The 22,468-nt window shown below is 61.4% G+C and carries 15 protein-coding genes and 1 other RNA gene; 11 read left to right on the plus strand and 5 right to left on the minus strand.

All coding sequences use genetic code 11. The annotated features are described in order from the left end of the window. Positions 1 to 183: 183 nt before the first annotated feature. Together ssrA and can are read right to left on the minus strand one after the other, a co-directional pair. Positions 184 to 541: a transfer-messenger RNA gene (ssrA, locus tag JIN84_RS01245) on the minus strand. Positions 542 to 583: 42 nt separating this feature from the next. Continuing rightward, positions 584 to 1,195, minus strand: coding sequence for a carbonate dehydratase (can, locus tag JIN84_RS01250; protein ID WP_200349199.1), 612 nt, complete (start codon positions 1,193 to 1,195; stop codon positions 584 to 586). Between the two features lie 121 nt (positions 1,196 to 1,316). On the opposite strand from can, the gene hrpA reads away from it, so the two are divergent. Then, complete coding sequence (hrpA, locus tag JIN84_RS01255) at positions 1,317 to 5,012, plus strand: ATP-dependent RNA helicase HrpA (protein WP_200349200.1); 3,696 nt, start codon at positions 1,317 to 1,319, stop codon at positions 5,010 to 5,012. 26 nt (positions 5,013 to 5,038) lie between these two features. Here the strand turns inward: hrpA and JIN84_RS01260 are convergent, their stop codons facing one another. Beyond that, positions 5,039 to 5,191, minus strand: a complete 153-nt coding sequence (locus JIN84_RS01260) for a hypothetical protein (RefSeq protein WP_200349201.1) — start codon at positions 5,189 to 5,191, stop codon at positions 5,039 to 5,041. A 581-nt stretch (positions 5,192 to 5,772) separates the two neighbouring features. On the opposite strand from JIN84_RS01260, the gene JIN84_RS01265 reads away from it, so the two are divergent. The 4 genes from JIN84_RS01265 (at position 5,773) to JIN84_RS01280 (ending at position 11,425) form a co-directional block, all read left to right on the plus strand. Then, positions 5,773 to 8,685 (plus strand): LamG-like jellyroll fold domain-containing protein, encoded by a 2,913-nt coding sequence (locus tag JIN84_RS01265; RefSeq protein WP_200349202.1) that lies wholly within the window; start codon positions 5,773 to 5,775, stop codon positions 8,683 to 8,685. 45 nt (positions 8,686 to 8,730) lie between these two features. Continuing rightward, a complete protein-coding gene (locus JIN84_RS01270) occupies positions 8,731 to 9,423 on the plus strand; it encodes a hypothetical protein (RefSeq protein WP_200349204.1) in 693 nt (230 codons plus the stop codon). Positions 9,424 to 9,552: 129 nt separating this feature from the next. Continuing rightward, positions 9,553 to 10,641 carry a Ca2+-dependent phosphoinositide-specific phospholipase C gene (locus JIN84_RS01275; protein ID WP_200349205.1) on the plus strand — a complete coding sequence of 363 codons (1,089 nt, stop codon included), beginning with the start codon at positions 9,553 to 9,555 and terminating at the stop codon, positions 10,639 to 10,641. Between the two features lie 271 nt (positions 10,642 to 10,912). Next, positions 10,913 to 11,425 carry a hypothetical protein gene (locus JIN84_RS01280; RefSeq protein ID WP_200349206.1) on the plus strand — a complete coding sequence of 171 codons (513 nt, stop codon included), beginning with the start codon at positions 10,913 to 10,915 and terminating at the stop codon, positions 11,423 to 11,425. A gap of 286 nt (positions 11,426 to 11,711) precedes the next feature. Here the strand turns inward: JIN84_RS01280 and JIN84_RS01285 are convergent, their stop codons facing one another. Next, on the minus strand, positions 11,712 to 14,423 hold the full coding sequence (locus JIN84_RS01285) for an MGH1-like glycoside hydrolase domain-containing protein (protein WP_200349207.1): 2,712 nt from the start codon (positions 14,421 to 14,423) through the stop codon (positions 11,712 to 11,714). A 136-nt stretch (positions 14,424 to 14,559) separates the two neighbouring features. Between JIN84_RS01285 and htpG the strand changes: the two genes are divergently transcribed. Together htpG and JIN84_RS01295 are read left to right on the plus strand one after the other, a co-directional pair. Continuing rightward, the gene (htpG, locus tag JIN84_RS01290) at positions 14,560 to 16,404 is read left to right on the plus strand and encodes a molecular chaperone HtpG (RefSeq protein WP_200349209.1); all 1,845 of its coding nucleotides are present in this window, start codon (positions 14,560 to 14,562) and stop codon (positions 16,402 to 16,404) included. A gap of 102 nt (positions 16,405 to 16,506) precedes the next feature. Beyond that, positions 16,507 to 17,205, plus strand: a complete 699-nt coding sequence (locus tag JIN84_RS01295; RefSeq protein ID WP_200349211.1) for an exonuclease domain-containing protein — start codon at positions 16,507 to 16,509, stop codon at positions 17,203 to 17,205. A 14-nt stretch (positions 17,206 to 17,219) separates the two neighbouring features. On the opposite strand, the gene JIN84_RS01300 is transcribed toward JIN84_RS01295, so the two are convergent. Further along, the gene (locus JIN84_RS01300) at positions 17,220 to 18,488 is read right to left on the minus strand and encodes a PhoPQ-activated protein PqaA family protein (RefSeq protein WP_200349213.1); all 1,269 of its coding nucleotides are present in this window, start codon (positions 18,486 to 18,488) and stop codon (positions 17,220 to 17,222) included. 230 nt (positions 18,489 to 18,718) lie between these two features. On the opposite strand from JIN84_RS01300, the gene JIN84_RS01305 reads away from it, so the two are divergent. From JIN84_RS01305 to JIN84_RS01320, 4 genes are all read left to right on the plus strand, one after another. Then, positions 18,719 to 19,105 (plus strand): hypothetical protein, encoded by a 387-nt coding sequence (locus JIN84_RS01305; RefSeq protein WP_200349214.1) that lies wholly within the window; start codon positions 18,719 to 18,721, stop codon positions 19,103 to 19,105. Positions 19,106 to 19,227: 122 nt separating this feature from the next. Beyond that, on the plus strand, positions 19,228 to 21,309 hold the full coding sequence (locus JIN84_RS01310; RefSeq protein WP_200349215.1) for a TonB-dependent receptor: 2,082 nt from the start codon (positions 19,228 to 19,230) through the stop codon (positions 21,307 to 21,309). Positions 21,310 to 21,441: 132 nt separating this feature from the next. Then, positions 21,442 to 22,038, plus strand: a complete 597-nt coding sequence (locus tag JIN84_RS01315; protein ID WP_200349216.1) for a HupE/UreJ family protein — start codon at positions 21,442 to 21,444, stop codon at positions 22,036 to 22,038. Between the two features lie 147 nt (positions 22,039 to 22,185). Beyond that, complete coding sequence (locus JIN84_RS01320; RefSeq protein ID WP_200349217.1) at positions 22,186 to 22,371, plus strand: hypothetical protein; 186 nt, start codon at positions 22,186 to 22,188, stop codon at positions 22,369 to 22,371. Positions 22,372 to 22,468 lie beyond the last annotated feature (97 nt).

Raw genomic sequence — 22,468 nt, forward strand, 5'->3', positions numbered from 1 at the left:
CGAAGATCGTCTATCTTCCGGAGGGAATCCTCCTGGAGCGATCTCCCTGCACCACCTGAAAGAACCGCGTTCTGGACCGACATCTCCAGTGACGATTTTTCCTGTTTTGCCGGCGCATAAAAAAGTTCCCAAGTGAGAACACTTGGGAACTTTTTCCGGCCCGTTGGTAACGGGCAGTTGAAATGGTGGAGGCGAGGGGAGTCGAACCCCTGTCCGAAACGCCATCTACACTGACATCTACACGTTTAGCATACGGTCTGTAATTTCGGATGCGCTGGGCCCGCATGCGGCGTTGCCCATCCTAGAAACCTGTTTGATCTCGGATGGAAGCCCGGTCACCCGACTTCCATCCCAGCCTGCTAAGTTGTCGCCATCCCCCTCAGCAGGTGTCGGGGTTCTGACGTGGTCGTCAATTAAGCGGCCAGTGCGAGCTCGTTAGAGTCTGCATTTGTTTGTTTGAACGGCTTTTTTAAGAGGCCAACCGATCAACCTCTACGTGCAACCAGCGCGTCAAACATCCCGTCGAAACCAGAACGCCCCCGTCACTTGTGACAGGGGGAAGATGCACCAGTCCACGGACATTTCAATGGGAATTATCGAGCGGCCCCTTGATCGATGGCGCGAGGGTGGTGATGAGGCCGGTATTGAGGCGGTAGATCCAGCTGTGGATCTTGATTTCCTGGCCGCGTTCCCACGCGTCTTCGAGAATGGTGGTGCGGGCGACGTGGGCGGCCTGGGAGAGGACGTTCAGTTCGCAAAGGCGGTCCACGGCGGCGTCTGAATCGAGGGCGGCGAGTTCCTCCTGATGCTTGCGGGCGAGCGAGCGGACGCCGGCCAGCCAGTTGTCGATCATGCCGTGGCGGAAATTTTCCAGCGCGGCACGCACGCCGCCGCAGCCGTAGTGGCCGCAGACGATGATGTGCTGTACCTTCAGCACATCCACGGCGTACTGGAGCACGGCGAGCACGTTGAAGTCGGTCTCGGCCACGATGTTCGCGACGTTGCGGTGGACGAAGACCTCACCCGGTGCGAGGCCGGTGATCTGGTTCGCCGGGACGCGGCTGTCCGAGCAACCGATCCAGAGGTACTCGGGATTCTGCTGGGTGGAGAGCTTCTTGAAAAAGTCGGGATCCTGCGCGCTGATCGAGTCCGCCCAGGCACGGTTGTTGTCCAATAGGTGTTTGAGAACGTCCATAAGGGTGCTGGGCGGAGTAAACCCGCGATGGACGCCCGCGTCCATCGTCGATTTGTTTCAGGCAGCATGTCGAAGGCGCTCGACAAAACGAGCCGGCCCTGACCATGGAAGCCGGGCCGACATGAGTGCGTTTTCTGGAAACTGGAATTACCCCGCCGAGCTCCCCGTGGTGGAGCATCGCGAGGAGATCCTCGCGGCCGTCCGGGCCCATCCGGTGGTGGTCGTCGTCAGTGAGACGGGATCCGGGAAAACCACCCAGCTTCCGAAGATGGTCGCCGAGGCGCTGGGCGTGGACGGCGGTCGCATCGGCTGCACCCAGCCACGGCGGATCGCGGCGGCCAGTGTCTCGAAGCGGGTGGCGGAGGAGCTGAAGGTTCCGCTGGGCGATTACGTCGGCTACCAGGTGCGCTTCGAGGACAAGACCTCGCGGGAAACGCGCATCAAATTCATGACGGACGGCATCCTGCTGGCGGAAACGCAGGGCGACCGGGACCTGAAACAATACGAGGCGCTCATCCTCGACGAGGCGCACGAGCGTTCGCTGAACATCGATTTCCTGCTGGGCTATGTGAAGCGGGTGCTGGAGCGTCGCAAGGACCTCAAGCTGATCATTTCCTCCGCCACCCTCGATGCTGGATCGTTCGCGGAGTTCTTCTCCCACAACGGAGTGCCCGCGCCGGTCATCGAGGCACCGGGGCGGATGTTCCCCGTCGCGGAATTTTTCCTGCCTCCCTCGGATGACGAGGATCTGTCGCAGCACGTCGCCCGCGCGGTGGACTACCTCGGGGACGTGGAGCCGAACGGAGACGTGCTGATTTTCCTGCCGGGCGAGCGCGAGATCCGCGAATGCGCGGATGTGCTGGACGGGCGGCAGTATCGCGGCACGGAAGTCCTGCCGCTTTTCGCCCGCCTCGGACTTGGCGACCAGCAGCGTGTTTTCAATCCCGGAAACAAGCGGCGGCTCATCCTCGCGACGAACGTGGCGGAAACGTCCCTCACCATTCCACGCATCGCCTGTGTGGTGGATTCCGGGGTGGCCCGTGTCAGCCGCTGGAGTCCGGCCAAGGGAGTGCAGCGCCTGCAGGTGGAGCCGGTCAGCCAGGCCAGCGCCCGCCAGCGCAAGGGGCGGTGCGGACGGGTGCGGGATGGTGTCTGCGTGCGCCTTTACGATGAGGAGGAGCTCACCGAGAGACCTGAATTCACCGATCCCGAGATCCGCCGCAGTTCCCTCGCCGGGGTGATCCTCAGGATGAAATCGCTCGGGCTGCCGGAGATCGACGAGTTTCCATTCCTCGACCCCCCATCGCCGAAAGCGGTCTCCGAGGGCTACCGCACGTTGCGCGAGGTCAACGCGCTGGATAAGGACAAGAATCTGACCGACTACGGCCGCCAGATGTCCCGCCTGCCGGTGGACCCGCGCCTGGGCCGCATGTTGATCGAGGCGCGCAAGGAACATTGCCTGGCGGAAGTCCTGCCCATCGTCGCCGCGCTGGAGTCGAACGATCCCCGCGAGCGTCCTGCGGAAAAAGCGCGCGAGGCGGACGCGGCCCATGCGAGGTGGAAGGATGGCGACAGCGACTTCATCGCGCTGCTGCGGCTGTGGAACGATCTCTCCAAATTCCGCGACAACCGCGGCCGCTGGCAGCGCAACGCGCTGCGGAAATTCTGCGGGCCCGCCTTTCTCAACGCCCGCCGGGTGATGGAGTGGGCGAACGTGCGCGACGAACTCGCGGACCTGCTGGAGCGCGAGTGGAAGCTCAAGCTCGGCGGCATCGGCAAGGACCTGTCCGGCACCGGTGCCTACACGACGATCCACAAGGCCCTGCTCGCCGGTGTGCCGCGGCAGTTCGGGCTGTGGGACCGTGAGTCGAAATCCTACCGCAGCGCGAATGGCGGTTTTTTCGCGATTTTCCCCGGCTCCGGCCTGTTTTCCCTGCCGAAGCGTTTCGAGTGGGTGATGGGAATGGAACTGGTCGAGACGTCGCGGCTGTGGGCGCGGCGCGTGGCGAGGATCGATCCGGCATGGGTCGAGCAGGTCGCCCCGCATTTGTGCAAGAGCAAGTATGGCGAGGCGCATTGGGATGAGAACCAGGGCGCTGTCTATGGCAAGGAGACCGTCATCTGCGGTGGACTGCCTGTCGTCGCGGGGCGTCGCATCCATTACGGCCGGGTGGATGCCAAGGCGGCGAGATATATCTTCCTGCGCGAGGGCGTCATCGGGAACGGCCTGAAGAAAAGCTGCCGTTTCCTCGATCACGCCAACGACATGCGGTTGGAGATCGAAGCCATCGAACAAAAGCTGCGCCGTCCCTCCGGGCTGTGGAGCGACGAGGCGCTGCTGCGTTTCTATCAGGAGCGCATCCCGGAAAACATCAACACCGCCGCCGCGTTTTACAAATGGTTGGAGGAAAACGAGGATCGCCTGATTCCCGGCGTCGCCGATGTGGTGGACGAGGACCTGTCCTATCTCGGACTGGATGGTTTTCCCGATACCTTGATCCATGCGGGCCGGGAATATCCGCTCTACTATCATGCCGCACAGGGCGAGCGTGACGACGGTGTGACCATCGGCGTGCATGTGGACAAGTTGCCGAAGTTTCCCGACTGGCTGCCGGCGTGGGGGGTGGATGGGAACCTGCGGGAGCGTGCGGAAATCCTGCTGCGTTCTCTGCCGAAGGACTACCGCCGCATCTGCCAGCCCATCGGCCCGGCGGCGGACGGTTTCTCGGAGTTGTGGAGCTTCGCACCGAAAGACAGGTCGATCCATCAGGCGTTGTCGGAATACATGAAGGACCGCAACGGTGCCTATGTCCCGGCCGGTGAATACGACGCCGGCAAGCTTCCGCCGGAACTGGTGACGAAGATATGGGTTTGCGATGACGAGGGGGCGGAGCTCGCGATGGGGGACAATGTGGCGGTGCTGAAACTCCAGCTCGCCGAACGCATGCGCGTGCGGTTCGAAGCTGCGGCGAATGCGGACATCGAGCGGACGGGGATCGGTTCATGGGATGGCGAAAGCCTGCCGGAACTGGTGATGACTCCCGGCGGAGCGGCATATCCCGCACTGGTGGATGAGGGGAAATCGGTGGGCGTCCGCGCGTTCACCAGCGCCGCGCTCGCCGCGGAATCCCACCGCAAGGGCGGTGTGCGTCTGCTTTGGCTGGCACATCAGGATCAGGTGAATTACCTGAAGAAAAAATTTCCGCTGGGCCTGATGGCGAAAGTGGAGATGCCGCGGCTCGGTCCCGGCGGCACCTCGCTGGACACGCTCATCCTGCTGGCGGCGGAGGGCGCGGCGGGCGGTGTTTTTCCGAGATCCCCGGATGAGTTCCGCACTCTTGCCGAATCCGCCAGGGGACGCTGGTATGATGCCGCTTCGGTCATCGGGAAATCCATTGATGAGATTTTTGACATTCTGCCGGAGATCCAGAGGTGGGTGGCGGCGAACAAGAAGGACCGCAATCTCGGGGAGATCGCGGATGACATCGAGGAGCAGCTGGCCTGGTTGTTCCGCAAGGACTTCGCATGGCGGGCCGGTTTTTCCGAGCTGAGGGAATATCCGCGCAGGCTGAAGGCGATCCGTTCGCGGCTGGGCCGGCTTTCCTCGCTGCCGATCGTCAAGGATCTGGAAAAGATGGATCGCTTCCGCAAGCTGTGGGAGAGATGGTATGGGGATCATATGGCGGCCCCGGAAGATCCCGCGCTGTGGAATCCGGGCTGGGTGCTCGAGGAATACCGGATCTCGTTGTTCGCTCCGGACGTGCCGCTCCTGGGGAAGGTGTCCGAGAAGAAGATCGAGGAAATGCTGGGTAGATAACTCGTATCCCGCGCGGCCCTCCGCCGTTAGATGGCGTCGGTGGCGTCGGTGGCGTCGGTGGCGTCGGTGGCGTCGGTGGCGTCGGTGGCGTCGGTGGCGTCGGTGGCGTCGGTGGCGTCGGTGGCGTGTCGTGCCGGAATTCCGTTGGTGCCGAATTTGTCATGTCGATTCGCTCGCATTTGGATTTTTGAACCACGGATGGACGCGGATACACACGGAGGAAGAGGGGGGTGGGTTTGTGGATGGGGGTTTGGGTACTATCGATCAGTATTAGATGTTGAAGTAATGGATGTATATGTATTGGTGTCTGTGATGTTTTGTATTAATGTATTTTTGGTGTGGAGTTTGTTTTGTAATATCTTTATCCGTGTTCATCCGTGGTTCAGGAAAGAGGGTGTGGTCTGTGGGGCGGGCGCGTGGTTGGGGTGTTCGGAAAAAGGGGTGGCGTGCTGTATTTTTCGATGTTTTTCGAATTAACCGGCTTGGGAGAGGGTTCAGGGGTGGTTGTGGCAAGGGTGTCACTTATATGAAAAAAGAGTGTCGCGGAACTGTCACATGACAATTCGTCTGCCTGATGAAGGATGATATTTGTGGGTTGCCTGAAATTTTTTCAGGTGGTGAGCGCAAGGGATAATCTCGTTCCAATTGTGTCACGACCCGTCGGTTGCGGGTATGGGAGCGAGCATCCATCTAGTGCGCGCCCCGCCCGGGACGCGCGGCGTTCCGAAGCGGGGCGAACATACCATATATATACCTTAACATGACCCATAATAGATCTCTCAATATGTTGGAACGGTCGATGCGGACGGATCGTCTCCTGGCCCTGCTCGCGTTCGGCTCGCTCACGGCCGCATCGCAGGCCACCACCATCACGGTGAACAACCGCTGGCCCGGCGGCGAGCCGCCTGCCGCGGCCATCGACGGATTCGCCGCGAAATACCTGAACTACGAGGGCGGGAACACCGGCATCCTCGTCACTCCCGCGAAGGGAGCCACCGTGGCGACCAGCATCAAGCTGTGGACCGCGGATGACGATTCCGGCCGGGATCCCGCTTTCTATCAGATTTTCGGCACCAACAAGGCGCTCACGGGTTCCACCTTCCAATCCGATGACTTCACGCTTGTCTCGCAGGGCATGGTGTCCCTTCCGACCCTCCGCAGCACTTCCGGAAAGACCGCGCTGGACGAGAGCCGCTCGTGGACGAAATCGTTCGCGAACACGCAGGCCTATACCAGCTATCTCGTGGTTTTCCCGGCCGTACGCGGCGCCTCCACCACGCTGATGCAGGTGGGGGAGATCCAGCTCGGCTCGGCTGCCGGAGGCATTTTCGCTCCCGGAGACAACGTGCGCGGCGTGGAAGCGGAGCGCACGATCGTCCACTTCGCGGGACCGAAGACGGTTGTACCCGCAGGTGAGGAGACGAGCAGCTTCGGCATCATGTTTATCCCGGACACCCAGTTCTACGCACGCTACTCGGCTCCGGCCGGTGGCAACCAGTTCGCCGTACGCTTCGGCTCGAATCCGTTCGAAGTGCAGACGGAGTGGATCGCGAAGTTCGCGAACCAGCTCCAGATCCCCATGGCCGTGCACCTAGGCGACGTGGTGGACCGCGCCGGCACGGCGGGAGAGTGGGACCACGCGTCCCTCGCCATGAAGACGCTGGATGATGCGGACTATCCGTATTCCATCCTCGCCGGCAACCACGACGTGATGAACGGCGGCCAGTGGAGCAACGAGCGGAACCTGGCGAGCGAGCCATTCCGGGCGAGCTTCCCGCTGGCCCGCGCGCAGCAGCAGTCCACCTTCCGCGGCATGAGTGCGGATGGCTTCAACCAGTATCACATCTTCGAGTTCCAGGGGCAGCAGTTCCTCCAGCTCGCGCTCTCGTGGAACGCGGACCTCGCCTCCGTGGCATGGGCGCAGCAGGTCATCGACACGCACCCGACGCTTCCGGTCATCCTTTCCACCCACGACTATCTCGCCGTGGACAGCGACGGCGTGACGGCGCGTCCGAGCGGATTCGGCGACTACCTGTGGGAAAACCTGGTGAAGAAGAACGACCAGATCTTCATGGGCATCGGCGGTCACAACCACGGCTCCGCGCACCGTCTCAAGAAGAACGACTTCGGCAACGACGTGCTGGAGGTGGTGGTGGACTACCAGATGGCCTACCAAGGCGGCAACGGCTACCTCCGCCTCTGTGAGTTCGACCTGAAGAGCAATGTCATCCGCTCCCTGAGCTTCTCGCCATGGGTGCCGGTGAAGCCGGAGGAGAGCCTGAACGAATTCGACGTCGCCGTGATGGATGACGCGAGCAATGAGTACGAGGTCCCGATGAATTTCGCCCAGCGCTTCGCGAGGTTCGCGCCAGACTTCATCACCGGGACGATCAACCGCAACGAGCCGCTCATCGAGACCGTGCGCGACATGACCCTGGATGGCTACGACCAGCCGGCCGCCACGGCCCCGGTGCGCCCCTTCGATTCGGAGGACTACCCGCACAACGGAGACAAGACGCTCGCCCACTGGCGCTTCAACCACGGTGCCGTGGGAAGCGCGGTGGCGTTCGGACAGACGATTCCGGACCAATCGAAGAACGGCCTGAATCCGATGTCCCGTGTCGCGCTTGCGAACGGTGCGGAGGCCGGTGACCTGGTGTGGACCAACGATTCCCACGCGCTTTCCGCCGCGGGCGGCAGCGTGAGGTTCGTCGGACGGACCACGATCGGCTCCGGCCGCAGCCACTTCGCCACCCGGACGACCGCGCCGCTGAACGGCGAGTTCCTCCGCACGGGCTACACGGTGGAGGCGATCTTCAAGGTGGACCCGGAGTGGTCCGCCACCACGAACGCGTGGATGTTCATCATGGGCCGCGACGGCAAGCGTGGGGAACTTCCGGGCTGGAGCGGCGGCGGCACGGAGTCCCCGCCGCTGCAGTTCGCCATCTCGAACCTGCGCGAGGTGCAGTGGGAGCCGACCATGTATCGTGCGAACAACACTCCGTACGCCACCGCCGCCTGGTCCGGCGAGATCATGAACGACACCTGGACCCACGTGGCCATCGTCAACGACCCGGAAAGCAAGAACACCACCATGTATGTGGCCGGTGCTCCGGTGCTGCGGAATGTGAACGCCGCGGACGGCATCGCCGGATTCCCGAACAACCCATGGGTCATCGGTGCGGGCATGTGGAACAACGGACGCGGGGGCGGTTTCTTCGGAAACATCAGCGAGATCCGCGTTTCCAAGGGTGCGCTTGCCTCGAACCAGTGGCTCACCGCCCGCAAGAACCGCGTGAAGGGCACGGGCGTCCGCCAGGCCCTCCTCGGCACGGCGTCGGACGACATGATCTCCGGAAATCCCGGCGTCGACAACCTCACCGGCGGCGGTGGCGCGGACACCTTCGTCTTCACCTCGTCCCGTGATGGCATGGACACCATCACGGATTTCAACCCGGCCGAGGACATGGTGAACGTCGCCGGTCTTCTGGACGAGCTGAACTACACCGGCCGCGACCCGTTCACGGACGGCAAGCTGCGCCTCACGGACAGCGCGTCCGGAGCGGTCCTGCAATTCGAGACGCCGGGTCGTCCCGGTTCCTACCGGAACCTGGTGCTGTTCTCGGGTGTTCCCGCCACCCAGCTCCACGGCAAGAGCGTGCTGATCTTCTGACCGATCCAGACCGCCCACACACTTCAAACAACCGAATCTTATCCCATGAAATTATCCAAAATATCTTCCATCTGTTTTGTCACGGCCGCCACGGGTTTATCCATGATGGCGAACGCCGCCTCGGTCATCCCGTCATTCCAGAACGGCCTCGCCGGATGGACCGCCGGTGGTGACGTGACCACCGGCCTGCACTCGGGCCGGCACGTGGCGGTTCTCACCACCGCGCACTCGACGCTCGAGTCCGGTGCGGATGCGATCAATCAATCCGGCTTCGATCCGCTGGTGGCGGGTGGGGACCTCGAGGACTTCGCCGGCATCGCTCCGGGTGGTCTGGACCGCGACGTGCTGGAGCAGGCCACGGAAGGTTCCGTGGTCAAGCTGGGCATGACCGTCGCCGCGGGTGACGTGTTGAAATTCGACTGGAACCTCCGGACACACGACTCCATGGGCGCGGACTACGCGTTCTTCATGGTGAACGGCGTGGTGGTGAACACGTTCTCGTCCGCTCTCTCGGTCAACGTCGCTAACGGAGTCTTCGGCAATGAGGCCGGATTCTCCACCGTGAGCTACGAGTTCACGTCCGCCGGGCCGGTGGAGATCGTCTTCGGCGTGGTGGACATGACCGACTATGTCGGGACCTCCACGCTGATGGTCGGAAACGTCGTGGTTCCGGAACCCTCGGCGGCACTGCTCGGGGTGCTGGGAATCATTCCGTTGTTCCGCCGCCGCAGGGCGTGACCCGGAAACCGCGGGATCCATCGTGTGACCGCATCATCAATGGCGGCGGCAGTTCGTTCTGCCGCCGCTTTCACTTGAAGTCGGGATGGGCGTTATCCCGCCCGGCCTGTTACGATTTCGCCTTGTTGTTTGAATCGACGCGCCACCTTCATCCGCGACGGATGGTGGATGCGTTTTTTCTTTCTCATTCTGGCCACCGTCTGCGCTCCGGCGTCTGCCGAACCTGCATTGAACCAGATCCAGGTGATCGGAAGCCACAACTCCTACCACATCGCCTCGCCTCCGGAGTTGTTCGCGAAGATCGTCGAATCGAATCCTGGGGCGAAATCATGGAACTACACCCACCCGCCGCTGGCCAATCAGTTGGACGGCGGGGTCCGGCAGTTCGAACTCGATATTTTCGCCGATTCAAAAGGCGGGCTCTTCGCTTCTCCCCAAGCGCTGGAACTGGCGGGGAAAAACGAGGCGAAGGCCATTCCCCACCAACCCGATCTGCTTTCAAAGCCGGGTTTCAAGGTGTTCCACATTCCCGATATCGACTGCTGGAGCAACGCTCCGACCCTCGTCCTCGCGCTTAGGCAGATGTTCGAATGGTCCGGGCGGAATCCAAAACATCTGCCGGTCATGATCCTCGTGGAGTGCAAGGATCAGAAAGAGAAGACCTCTCCGACCGTTCCCGAGACACTGAACCGCTCCCTGCTCATGGATCTTGAAAAAGAGATCCTCTCCGTGATACCGGCGGACCGGATTCTCAAGCCGGATGATGTGAGGGGCGGCAAACCCACGTTGCGCGAGAGTGTCATCAAGCAGGGATGGCCGGGTATCGAATCACTCCGTGGGAAATTCATCTTCGCGCTCGATAACACCGACCGGACCAGGGATCTGTATCTCGAAGGAAATCCATCGCTCGAAGGGCGGCTGCTTTTCGTCAGCGCACCGTCATCCGGCGATCCCGCGGCCGCGTGGTTCAAATGCAATGATCCGATCCGGGAGCAGGAGAAGATCCGTGATCTGGTGAAGGCCGGTTTCCTCGTGCGGACCCGCGCCGATACCAACAAGCCGGACCCGGAAATGAGGACGAAGGCTTTCGACAGCGGCGCCCAGTGGATCAGCACCGACCATTTCGACACCGGAGCGGAATACCACGCGGGCTTTGGAAAGAAGCGTCTGGTGAGGATCAATCCGATGTCCGGTTCAGGTGATCCAGTCGAGCCCTGATGGATACTCTCGTCCAACCCGGTGAGGCAGCTGACATCTTGGACTGCGAGCAGCTTGCTGCCGCTTTGGTGACGCAGCTCGCTGCGAAGTATTCCGCCATATCGATCGAATATCGGGAACACCAGATTGACAGGGAAAATACCGGATAGTTACCTTCCTGACCCGTGAATCACATCTATCTCAAGGAAAACAAGTGATGCCGGAGTCGTATCCAACGGATGAGGACTGCAAGAAAGGAAGTCGTGATTGGCCTCATGCCCCGCCACATCGGTTGGAATCCGCTGGTGTTTATTTTGTGACGGCACGCGCGGCCAACCAACAGGACCTACTTGCTGATGACGAGATGAAGGACTGGTTTTTGGACAAGTTGCTTTCGCTCTCGGGTGAAGCGGGTTGGAAGCTGGAGGCTTGGGCGGTTTTGGCGAATCACTATCATTTCATAGGGCATAGCCCGTCGACAGCAGATGGGGCGGGGAAGTCTCTTGGATTATTGATCCGGAAACTCCATGCGTTGGCCACGATGGAACTGAATCGTAGGGAGGGAACACATGGTCGGACCCGCTTGTGGCAGAACTATCGGGAAACCCTTCTGACTCATCAGCGGAGTTATCTGGCACGGCTCCATTATGTCCATCAGAATGCCGTGCATCACAAGCTGGTGACTGTGGGATCTGATTGGAAATGGTGCAGTGCCGCGGATTTCAAGAAGGCGGTCAGTCCGGCATGGTTGAAAACCATAGCGAGTTTCAGATATGACGAGATCGCGGCAAAGGATGGGGAGTGATAGGAGACGCTGGCCCTCGGATTGCCGGTGGCTGGCCGGGCGAAGCCAAAGGAAGCTGCCCATCGATTGCCAACGCATTTTGTGAAATGGTGTGGCCGTCATGGACTGTGAGGAAGGGGGGCTGGTGGTTGGGAACCGCAGTCACGATCCTTTTGTACGGCGGCAATGCTATTTCGTGAAATGCTGTAACAAAGGGGGAGGGGACCCGGTTTCGAATTTCGACACGCCACCCCGGCCAGCAAGCTGGCAATCGAAAGCGGCAGCTAGCTGCGCGCAGTCCAAGGTTTCAGAACGGCACCGGCACGGTGGTCCCCACGACGGGTCCGGGCTTGCGGACGTTCATGAGTTTTTCCCTTCTCTCGCGGACGAGACGGACGACCAGCGAGGTCCAGCCGGTCTGGTGCGACGCTCCGAGGCCTTCGCCGGTTTCGGCGTGGAAATATTCGTGGAAAAGCAGGAGGTCTTTCCAGTGGTCCACATCGCTGTAGCGGTGGGCGTCTCCATAGCAGGGCCGGTAGCCGTCCTTGTCCGGAAGGAAGAGCGAGATGAGGCGGTCGCAGAGATCGATGGCGATCTCCCGCAGCGTCGCCATTTTTCCCGAACCGGTGGGATACTCGATGGTGAAGGAGTCGCCGTAGAAATAGTCGTAGCGTTCGAGAGCCTCGATGATGAGGAAGTTCGTCGGGAACCAGATGGGTCCGCGCCAGTTGGAATTTCCGCCGAACATGTCGGTGGTCGCCTCACCCGGAGTGTAGGGGACCTCGTGGCGCTTCCCATCGTGGTCGAAGATGAACGGTTTCTCACCATGAGCCTTGCTGAGCGAGCGGATGCCGTAGTCCGAGAGGAATTCGTTCGGGTCGAGCATGTAGGCCAGGCTCTTGCGCAGGCGTTTTTCCGACGGGATGGCGAGCAGGCAGCGGCCGGGGTTCTTGTCACCGGAAACGCGGCGGGCGGTGATGTATTTCAGGATGTCCGGACGGTTCGCGAGGAACCAGTCCATGCGTTTGCGGAAGGCGGGCAGCGCGTCGATGGTCTTCTGCTTGAGCACGGTGACCGCGCACATCGGCAGCAGGCCCACGAGCGAGCGGATGCGCAGCGGGATCGGCTCCTGATGGTCGATGATGAGCTGGTCGTAATAAAACCCGTCCTCGTCGTCCCACAAGCCTGTGCCGCCGAGGGCGTTGATGGCGTCGCAGATGTTGACGAAGTGCTCGAAAAATTTGGAAGCGATGTCTTCGTAGGCGGGTTTTTCCAGAGCGAGTTCCAGCGCCATCGAGAGCATGGTGAGGCAGTAGGATGCCATCCACGCGGTGCCGTCCGCCTGATGGAGGCGCCCCCCGCCGGGCAGGGCGTGGGAGCGGTCGAAGACCCCGATGTTGTCGAGCCCCAGGAATCCGCCGCCGAAGACGTGGCGTCCTTCCACGTCCTTGCGGTTCACCCACCAGGTGAAATTGAGCAGGAGCTTCTGGAAAGCGCGCTCGAGGAAAAGCATGTCGCGTTTGCCTTTCGGATCGGAAATCTTGTAAACCCGCCACACGGCCCAGGCATGCACCGGCGGATTGACGTCGGAGAAATTCCACTCGTAGGCGGGGAGCTGGCCGTTCGGGTGCATGTACCACTCACGCAGGAGCAGCAGGAGCTGGTCCTTGGTGAAATCCGCATCGACCCCGGAGAACGGGATCATGTGGAAGGCGGTGTCCCACGCGGCGAACCAGGGATACTCCCACTTGTCCGGCATCGACAGGACGTCCCGCGCGAAGAAATGCTGCCAGTCGTTGTTGCGGCCGTTCAACCGGGCGGGGGAGGGCGGCGCGCCGTTGTCTCCTTTCAGCCAGTCCTCGACGACGTAGTAGAAGAACTGTTTGGTCCACAGCAGGCCGGCATAGCCCTGGCGGCAGATGAGCCGCTCTTCATGGGAGATGCCCTTGGGGATGATGTCTTCGTAAAAGGCGTCGGTTTCCGAGATGCGTTGCTCGAAGAGTTCGTCGAAGCCTTGGAATCCCTTCACTCCGTTGTCCTCGGTGGCCAGGTGGAGCCGGCAGCGGACCGTGATCGATTTTCCCGGCTGGACGACGAATTTGAAATGCGCTGCGGATTTCGTGCCGGAGGGGGTGGGGGAGATGGCGGATTTTTCGCCTTGGATGAGATAACGATGGAACGCGTCCTTGACGTAGGGGGCCGGATTTTCCGTGCCGAAGACGGTTTGGAAATTGGTTTCGTTCTCCGTGAACAACCACGGTGCGACTTTTTTCGAATTCGGCGAATCCACGAAGAACCGGTAGTCGCCCAGCGTCTCATGGGAGGCGAAGACGCCCGTTCCGTCGGCCTTGATGGCCGGTTTTTTCGCGGGGGATTCGCGGTTCTCCCCCCAGCTCCAGATGTTGCGGAACCAGAGCGTGGGAAGGACGTGGATCGTCGCCGCCTTCGGCCCGCGATTCGTCACGGTGATGCGCCACAACAGGTCTTCCGGGCTGCGCTTGGCGACCTCCTGTATGACGTCGAAGTATTTTCCGTCGTCGAAGAGACCCATGTCGGCGAGTTCCAGTTCCGGACCGGTGCGGCCGAGCGCCTGGTTTTTCTCGCGGATGGCGGTGTAGGGGAACGCCGCGTGCGGGTATTTATAAAGGGCCTTGGTGTAGGAATGGGTGGGGGTGGAATCGAGGTAATAATAGCATTCCTTCACGTCCTCCCCGTGGTTGCCCTCGTTTCCACCGAGACCGAAAAGACGCTCCTTGAGGATGGTGTCGTTGCCGTTCCAGAGCACGGGCGCGAAGCACATGCGGCACTGGCGGTCCGTCCAGCCCTGCAATCCGTCCTCACCCCAGCGGTAGGCGCGGCGGCGGGCGTGGTCGTGGGGAAAGCTGGCCCAGCTGTTGCCATGGTCCGAATAATCCTCGCGCACGGTGCCCCACTGGCGTTCGCTGAGGTAGGGCCCCCAGCGTTTCCATTTTTTCTCACGTGCCTTATCCTCAGCGAGTCGCTCGTTTTCCCGATGCATGCGGGGGAAGTTAAGCAGGAACCGTGCAGACCTGCCAACCTTGAAGAATGGATGGGGAAAATCGCGGATATTTTGACACGCAGACCGTGATGGCTATTGTCCCGCCGTTCCTCCGAACCAACCACTTTCCAACCATATGAGCGATACCACCGTTGAAAAACACAGCTTCCAGGCCGAAATCCAGCAATTGCTCGATCTCGTCGTCCACTCACTCTACACGGACAAGGAGATCTTCCTCCGCGAACTGATTTCGAACGCCTCGGACTCCATGGAAAAACTCCGTCTCATCGAGAGCACGGAGAAGGACATCCACAGCGCCGGGCTGCCGCTGGAGATCCACATCACCACCGACGCCGAGGCGAAGACCGTGACCATCGCGGACCACGGCATCGGCATGACGCGCGAGGAACTGGTGAAGAACCTCGGCACCATCGCCCACTCCGGCACCAAGGCTTTCCTGAAAAACATGAAGGACAGCGGCAGTACGCCGGGCAACATGATCGGCCAGTTCGGCGTCGGCTTCTACTCCGCCTTCATGGTGGCGGACGAGGTGAAGGTCCACACCCGCAGCTGGCGGAACGACGGCGAGGAGCTCGTCTGGACCAGCGATGGCAAGACCGGCTACGAGATCGAGGAATCCCCTGGCCAGGAGCGCGGCGTGAAAATCGTCATGCATCTGAAGGAGGAGCTGTCGGAATACTCCGAGGAAACCCGTCTCAAGCACCTCATCGAGACCTACAGCAATTTCGTCGGCTTCCCGATCTTCCTCAACGGCAAGCGCATCAACGAGGTCGAGGCGCTCTGGTTGAAGAACAAGTCCGAGATTTCCGAGGAGGAATACAAGGCGTTCTACCAATTCGCCTGCAAGGCATGGGACGAGCCGTCCTACCGTCTGCATTTCAGCGCGGACGCCCCCATCGCCATCAACGCGCTCATTTTCGTGCCAAGCGAGAATCCCGAGCGCATGGGCTTCAACAAGACCGAGGCCGGAGTCGCGCTCTATTCGAAAAAAGTCCTCATCGACGCCGACCCCAAGGGCCTGCTTCCCGATTGGATGCGTTTCGTGAAGGGCGTGGTCGACAGCGCGGACATCCCGCTGAACATCTCCCGCGAGACCATGCAGGACAGCGCGCTGGTCAAGAAGATCGGCAGCGTCATCAGCAAGCGCATCATCAAGATGTTTGAAAAGGAAGCGGAAGCCGACCCGGACAAATACCGCGCGTTCTACAAGAAGTTCGACCGCTATTTCAAGGAAGGCATCGCCACGGACTACTCGAGCAAGGACGCGCTTGCCAAGCTGCTGCGTTTCGAAACCTCCCTTACCGACGCCGGTTCCGTCTGCGGGTTCGCCGATTATGTCGGTCGCGTGAAGGATGGCCAGGAGTCGATCTACTACCTCGTCGGCGGCAGCCGCGAGCAGGTCGAGAGCAGCCCCTACATCGAGGCGTTCAAGGCACGGGGACTGGAAGTCATCTATTTCACCGATGCCGTGGACGAATACGTCGTCGAGCAGCTCGGTGAGTTCGATGGCAAGAAACTCGTCTCCATCCGCCACGGTGGTGTGGACCTTGAGGACCATTCCGCCGAAGGAGATTCACTCACGGAGGAGCAGACCACCGCGCTGTGCGATTTCCTCAAGGAAGAGCTGGGCGACCGCGTCACCTCCGTCGCCAGCGGCAAGCGCCTCGTGGACAGCCCGATCATCGCCCTCGTTCCAAGCGATGGCATGAGCCCGCAGATCCGCCAGATGATGAAAGCGATGGACGAGAACTTCAAAGACGAGGTGAAGGTGGAGCTGGAGATCAACCCGCGCCACCCGCTGGTGAAAAAGCTCTCCGAGGCGAAGGACTCCAATCCCGAACTCGCCAAGCTCGTCGCGCTCCAGCTTCTCGACAACGCCCTCATCGCCGCGGGTCTCCTGGAAGACGCCCGCGACACCGTGAAGCGCATGAACGCGCTCATTGAAAAAGCGATGGGCTGAAGAAGGCTCCGGACAAACCACGAAAAACACCAGAAGGCACGAAATGCCGGTTTCCACATTTTTGGTGAAGCTTTGTGTTTTTCGTGGTTCTGATCCCCACCTATGAAAGTCAACTGCCCGAGCTGCACGCTCTCCATCGCAGGCGCGAAGTCCGCGATGGGGACCCGTGTCGCCTGCCCCGATTGCCGGCATTCCTTCTACTGGACCGACCGCTGGCACGCGGGGGAAAGCTTCGTGGTTTACGACTTGGAGACCACCGGCCTGGACCCCGAGCAGGACGAGTTCATCCAAATCGCCGCCATGCGGTTCACGGCGGGCTGCCTGTGTCCGGAGGAGACCTTCGCGAGTTATGCGAAACCCCGGCGGAGGATCTCATCATTCATCGAGAGCTACACCGGCGTCACCAACCGCCACGTCGCGGATGCGAAACGGCCGGAGGAGGTGCTGATGGAATTCGCCGCCTGGTCCGGCGACGCCACCCTGATCGCGCACAACGGCCTGCGCTTCGATAGCAAATTCCTCACCGCCACCTGCCGCCGCCATGGCCTGCCCATGCGCGAGGTCCACGGTATCGACACCATCCACATGTCCAAGATGCTCTTTGGTAAAACCCGTGGCACCGGCCATTCGCTGGACCACCTCATTGCCCGCCTCCGCATCAACCAGCAAGGCATCCGCCGCCACGACGCGCGCGGCGACGTGGAAATCCTCGGCCAGGCCGTCCTGGGCATGTGGCAGCGTCTCGGCCTCGACCGGGCGTTCAACGGAGTCCAAAGGCACGGCACCCACCTGCCGGTTTGAAGGTGGCCGGAGGGTCAATCAACATCACTTCCCACGACCCGCATCTGCGTGCACAGCCATTGCGGAAGGTCATCTATCTGGTAGCCGAGGTCGGCGTAGGAGGCGGTGAAGCCTTTTTCCGGTTTGGGGAGGTTCACGGTGATGGGTTGATCTTCCTTGAGTTCGATGGGGTGTGATTCCCAGCGGGCCTTGCGGAAGTCCCGGGTGTCGGAGCGGGCGATCCAGAGGCGCGCCTCGCGGGGGGCGGGGGTGGTGGTGACGGTGAGGGTCTGGGTGCCGTCGGGCAGGGTGGTGTGTTTCCAGCCGATCTTTGGCAGAGGCCTGCCGGTGAGCTGGTGGCGGACGAATGCGGAGACGTTGTTGATGGCGCGGTCCGCGTTGAGTTTCTTGCCTGCGGCGTCGCGTTCCATCAGGTCGTGGCCGGCGTTCGGGGAGTAGGAGATGTATTTTTCTCCGGGCAGGGCGTCCCAGTAGAGGTTGAGGGCGTCCGTGCTCCAGAAGGGGTCGTTGTTCCCCAGGACGATCAGCTTGGGCATGGTGAAACGCTCCCGGTAGGTCCACGGATCGACCATGGTCCACAGGCTTTTCGCCTGTGGGGTGTCGGCGATGGGGACGAGGCCGCGGCTGGTATAGGGGGAGATCTCGTTGCTGGGACCGCCGAGGGATTGTTGTTGATGGGTGAGCTGCTCGCGCATGTTCAGCACGTCGATCACCATCGGGGTGATGGCCATCACCCGGGGATCGCTGGCGGCGGTCAGCCAGGTGGTCCAGCCACGTTTGGAGGCCCCGCCGACGATGAATTTCTCCACCGGCTGCTGCCATTGCTTCCTGCTGAATTCCTGCAGGGTGTCCATCGCCTTCACCACGCTCTTCACCATGGGGAACAGCAGCGGCCAGGACGCGTCGCCGGTGTCGAGGTAGCGGACGAAGGTCTCCGCGATGAGGTCGTCCTCCTTTTTCCCCTCGAACAACGGTTGGTTCGGAACGCCGAGCAACATGGCCACCGGGGCCTTGATCTTGCCGGCCAGGAGGGCGGCATACATGGCCCGCTGGACGGATGCTCCGCCGCCGTCGTTCAGCAGGAGCACCTTGTCGGTTGGCACGCCGTCCGGTTTCACGACCAGCAGGTCATGCGTCCAGGTGATGCCCTGCCAGACCTGAGAGGTGAGCTTCAGCCGCCATGCCGTGGTGGTGCCGAATGTACGGGTGTCTTCAATGGTCCAGGTGGATTGCGGTTCCGGCTTCGCCACATAATTGGCGAGGTCCGTGGGGATCGCGGACACTTCCCTGGCTTCCAAGAAAGCCGCGGAGCCCGACAGCATGAGGGGCAGGATGATTTTCCCGATGAGACGCATCCGCCAACCTAGCCGACCACCGGTCCGAAACAAGAGGAAGATTCCGGCTTGTCCAGGGGCATTCCGGATCATTCATCCGGTCCGGTGTTTGATGGATTGCCAAATCCGGAGCTTTCCCGCAGCGTGTCCGGGTAATGGATTTCTTCCGCACCGGGAAAATGAGATGGCTCTACCTGCTGGCGCTTGCCCAGCTGGTGGGCGGTCCGCTGGTGCTGTTGCAGGTGACGATGTTCTGCAAGGTCGCGATGCACGAGGTTCCGCGTGCCGGAGTGGCGAAGGCTGCGGCGCAAGCTTGGCATTCGGACGATTTCCAAGCAGTCCTCGCGGTCGAGGAATCCGGGAAAAAGGGAGATTCCAAGTCGCCGTCCCCCTCGGATCCCGCGAAGGTGAAGCTGGAGAAATCCAAGCTGCATGCGGCACCTTGGGAGTCCACGTCGCTGGCCATCGCGCGGTCGTCGAGCCTTTGCAAGGTGGTGGATCATGCGAGGATCTGGACTCCCGCGTGGCCGCAGGCCCCGCCGGGTCCGCCGCCGAGAGTGGTGTGAATCGATCGTGACCGGTGATGTTCCACCGGTGGTTCGGGAGCGGGCGCGTTGTCCGTCTCCCATGCGTTGCCAGCCGTCGGGCGGGCGCGTGTCTGCGATTCATTTCTCCACTTTCCCTCATCATGAAACCTTTCAAATTCACACCACTCTGTCTTTTTCTCACTGTCACCGTCTCCGCGCAATCGGAGGAACTCGCTCCCCTCATCGTCACCGGCAAGGCGGAGAGCCTCATCGGTTCCGCACCGAGCGCGTCCAAGGGCCAGGCGAACGCCGCGGAACTCCAGGAGCGCCCCTACCTGCGCCGCGGCGAGCTGCTGGAAGTCGTGCCCGGCGTCATCATCACCCAGCACTCGGGTGATGGAAAAGCGAACCAGTATTTCGTCCGTGGCTTCAATCTCGACCACGGCACGGATTTCTCCATTTCCGTCGACGGCCAGCCGGTCAACTTCGTCACCCACGCGCATGGCCAGGGCTATGCCGACCTCAACCCCATCATTCCTGAAATGGTGGAAACCCTCGATTACTGGAAGGGGCCGTTTTACGGGCAGCTCGGGGATCTCAGCACGGCGGGCGCGGCGAAGTTCCGCCTGTTCGACATGCTGCCACAGGGCATCGCCAGCATCGGCATCGGCGAGCACAACTATCTCCGGGGACTGCTGGCGGACACGATCGATCTCACCGCTCCCGCCTCACCCAAGTCCGGGCCGGGCAACGGCGACCGCTCCGGCCTGACCTACGCGCTGGAATACAACTACTACGACGGCCCTTGGGACAGGGAGGGGAACTCGCAACGCTTCAACGGCCTGCTCAAGTATTTCAAGAAGTCCGGCAACGACACCTTCTCGCTGACGGCGATGGGCTACGATGCGGAATGGGACTCCACCGACCAGATCCCGAGACGTCTCATCGGCAACGGCATCGACCGCCTCGGAAACGTGGACGACACCGTGGGCGGTGAATCCAGCCGCTACAGCCTGATGGGGGCGTGGGACCGCGATCATGGAAACGGCAGGACCCACGTGGACGTCTATGCGGGGAAATACGACCTCGACCTGTTTTCAAACTTCACCTACTTCCTCGACAATCCGGACACCGCCGTGGACGAGTCGGTGACCGGCAACCAGTTCGAGCAGGAGGACGGGCGCTATTTCTTCGGCGGCGAGGTCCGGCATGAGTGGGATCTCGGGAGTGAAAACACCTTCACCGTGGGACTCCAGACGCGACATGACGTGATGGACGGCATCGGCCTCTACAACACGACCGACACCGTCCGGACGAGCGCCGTGCGGGTGGACGACGTTTACGAAGCGAATGTGGGCCTCTATGCGATGGCGAACTACCGCGTGAATCCGTGGTTCCGTGTGCAGCCGGGCCTGCGGGCGGACGCGTTCCATTTCGATGTGGACAGCGACAATCCGGCGAACTCCGGCGATGAGTCGGACGCGATCATCAGTCCGAAGGTGAGTCTCATCTTCGGACCCTGGGCCGACACCGAAATTTATGCGAACGCGGGCATGGGTTTCCACAGCAATGACGCGCGCGGCACGACGATCACCGTGGATCCCGTCACGGGGCTTCCGGCGGATTCCGTCGATCCGCTGGTGCGGACTTATGGATTCGAACTCGGCACGCGGACGGAGGCATTGGAAAACGTGGTCAGCACCCTGGCGTTGTTCTATCTGCACAGCGACTCGGAGCTCCTTTACGTGGGCGACGCCGGCACCTCCGAAGCCGGACCCGCGACCCGCCGCTACGGCGTGGAATGGTCCACCTACTGGCATGCTTCGGAGTGGCTGACGCTCGACAACGAACTGACCGTGAGTCATGGCGAGTTGCTGGACGTGGGTTCCGACGACGAAATTCCCGGCGCGGTGCCGCTGACGCTCAATACCGGTATCACCATCGGGAAAAAGGAGGGATTCTTTGGCAGCCTGCGTTCCCGCTATTTCAGCCCGCGCCCCTTGATCGAGGACGGCAGTGTGGAATCCCGCCAGAGCTGGCAGGTGAACGCCCGCGCCGGTTACCGGAAAAACGATTGGGAGGTGGCGGTGGATTGCCTGAACCTGCTGGGCCGGGATGACAATGACATCGAGTATTTCTACACCTCGCGTCTGCCGGGAGAACCTGCGGCGGGTGTGGATGACATCCACCTCCATCCCGCCGAGCCGAGGACGTTCCGGGTTTCGCTGACACGCCGCTTCTAGGTCGAAACATGACGTGAAATCAACGGAGCACTGGTTTTCAGCCGACGGGGGATCGCCACCCGCCGGGCTGATGCCGGCGCTCCGTTTGACGCTTCACAGCGGACCCTGTCCGCTCTATCCCTTTCCCGCTCCATGATCCGCCCCGCGCTAGCCCTGCTGATCCTGACCACCGCCACAGCGGTGGTTCCGGAGTATTTCGTCATCGGGTTCACCCACATCCTGCCGGGGGGGCTGGATCACATCCTGTTCATCCTCGGGCTGTTTTTTCTCACGAAAAACGCGGGGGCGTTGCTGTTGCAGATGACGCTTTTCACCCTGGCGCATTCGTTGACGCTGGGGCTTTCGCTTTACGGCATCGTGCACGCTCCGACGGTTCTGGTGGAGGTCGCCATCGCCCTGAGCATCGCGTTTGTCGCGGGGGAGAATCTGTTTTCGGACAAACTCAGCCGCTGGAGGCCGTGGGTGGTCTTCGGATCGGGATTGATCCATGGCATGGGATTCGCCCATTCGTTTGAAGAAACCCTGGTGGATTCCGGCGACTTCCTCCCGGCGTTGTTCAGCTTCAACATGGGCATCGAGTTCGGCCAGCTCGCGGTGGTGGGCATCGCGTCCGCGGCGGTGGCATTGTGGTGGAAGCGGGACTGGTATCGCACCGTCATTGCGAGGCCCGCTTCGCTCATGATCGCGAGCGCCGGGCTATACTGGGCGGTGGAGCGTTCGATCGGCTGACCGGAGGGCGGAATACGCGGGAATCCTGGAGGGAAACGATCTTGCGGCCATAATGAGCCGACGCGGAAATCACGTGGTTTCGCAAAATGCCCGGATAGGAAAAAGGCGCAAAAAAACCCGATCCGCCGCGATGGCGGACCGGGTTCCATGAAGAGGGGAGATTACTTCGAGGACACCGGAGCTGGCGCCGGAGTTGGTGCTGGCGGATTCGGGCAGCAGGAAGCGGCGAGGAAGGAAGCTGCTGCGGCTGCGATGATGAATTTAACGGTTGTCATGATGTTGTTTTCGGTTGTTGGTTTCTCTGCATCAGGGATCTTGTCCCAGATGACTTGAAAACAACTATCAGTTGCGTTTGTTGAATCAAGTTAAGTTTCGATTCAATCGGCTGATTGTTAGCGGCCCAACAGGTGACCGGTGACGGATCGGAGCG

Source organism: Luteolibacter yonseiensis, assembly GCF_016595465.1.
Taxonomy (GTDB): Bacteria; Verrucomicrobiota; Verrucomicrobiia; order Verrucomicrobiales; family Akkermansiaceae; genus Luteolibacter; species Luteolibacter yonseiensis.

Bases quoted from the DNA above. Each gene is read 5' to 3' on its own strand.
- htpG (WP_200349209.1), top strand. From the start codon at position 14,560: ATGAGCGATACCACCGTTGAAAAACACAGCTTCCAGGCCGAAATCCAG.
- JIN84_RS01260 (WP_200349201.1), bottom strand. From the start codon at position 5,191: ATGCGAGCGAATCGACATGACAAATTCGGCACCAACGGAATTCCGGCA.
- JIN84_RS01305 (WP_200349214.1), top strand. From the start codon at position 18,719: ATGAGATGGCTCTACCTGCTGGCGCTTGCCCAGCTGGTGGGCGGTCCG.
- JIN84_RS01310 (WP_200349215.1), top strand. From the start codon at position 19,228: ATGAAACCTTTCAAATTCACACCACTCTGTCTTTTTCTCACTGTCACC.
- JIN84_RS01295 (WP_200349211.1), top strand. From the start codon at position 16,507: ATGAAAGTCAACTGCCCGAGCTGCACGCTCTCCATCGCAGGCGCGAAG.
- JIN84_RS01265 (WP_200349202.1), top strand. From the start codon at position 5,773: ATGACCCATAATAGATCTCTCAATATGTTGGAACGGTCGATGCGGACG.
- JIN84_RS01315 (WP_200349216.1), top strand. From the start codon at position 21,442: ATGATCCGCCCCGCGCTAGCCCTGCTGATCCTGACCACCGCCACAGCG.
- JIN84_RS01320 (WP_200349217.1), top strand. From the start codon at position 22,186: ATGAAGAGGGGAGATTACTTCGAGGACACCGGAGCTGGCGCCGGAGTT.
- can (WP_200349199.1), bottom strand. From the start codon at position 1,195: ATGGACGTTCTCAAACACCTATTGGACAACAACCGTGCCTGGGCGGAC.
- JIN84_RS01270 (WP_200349204.1), top strand. From the start codon at position 8,731: ATGAAATTATCCAAAATATCTTCCATCTGTTTTGTCACGGCCGCCACG.
- JIN84_RS01285 (WP_200349207.1), bottom strand. From the start codon at position 14,423: ATGCATCGGGAAAACGAGCGACTCGCTGAGGATAAGGCACGTGAGAAA.
- hrpA (WP_200349200.1), top strand. From the start codon at position 1,317: ATGAGTGCGTTTTCTGGAAACTGGAATTACCCCGCCGAGCTCCCCGTG.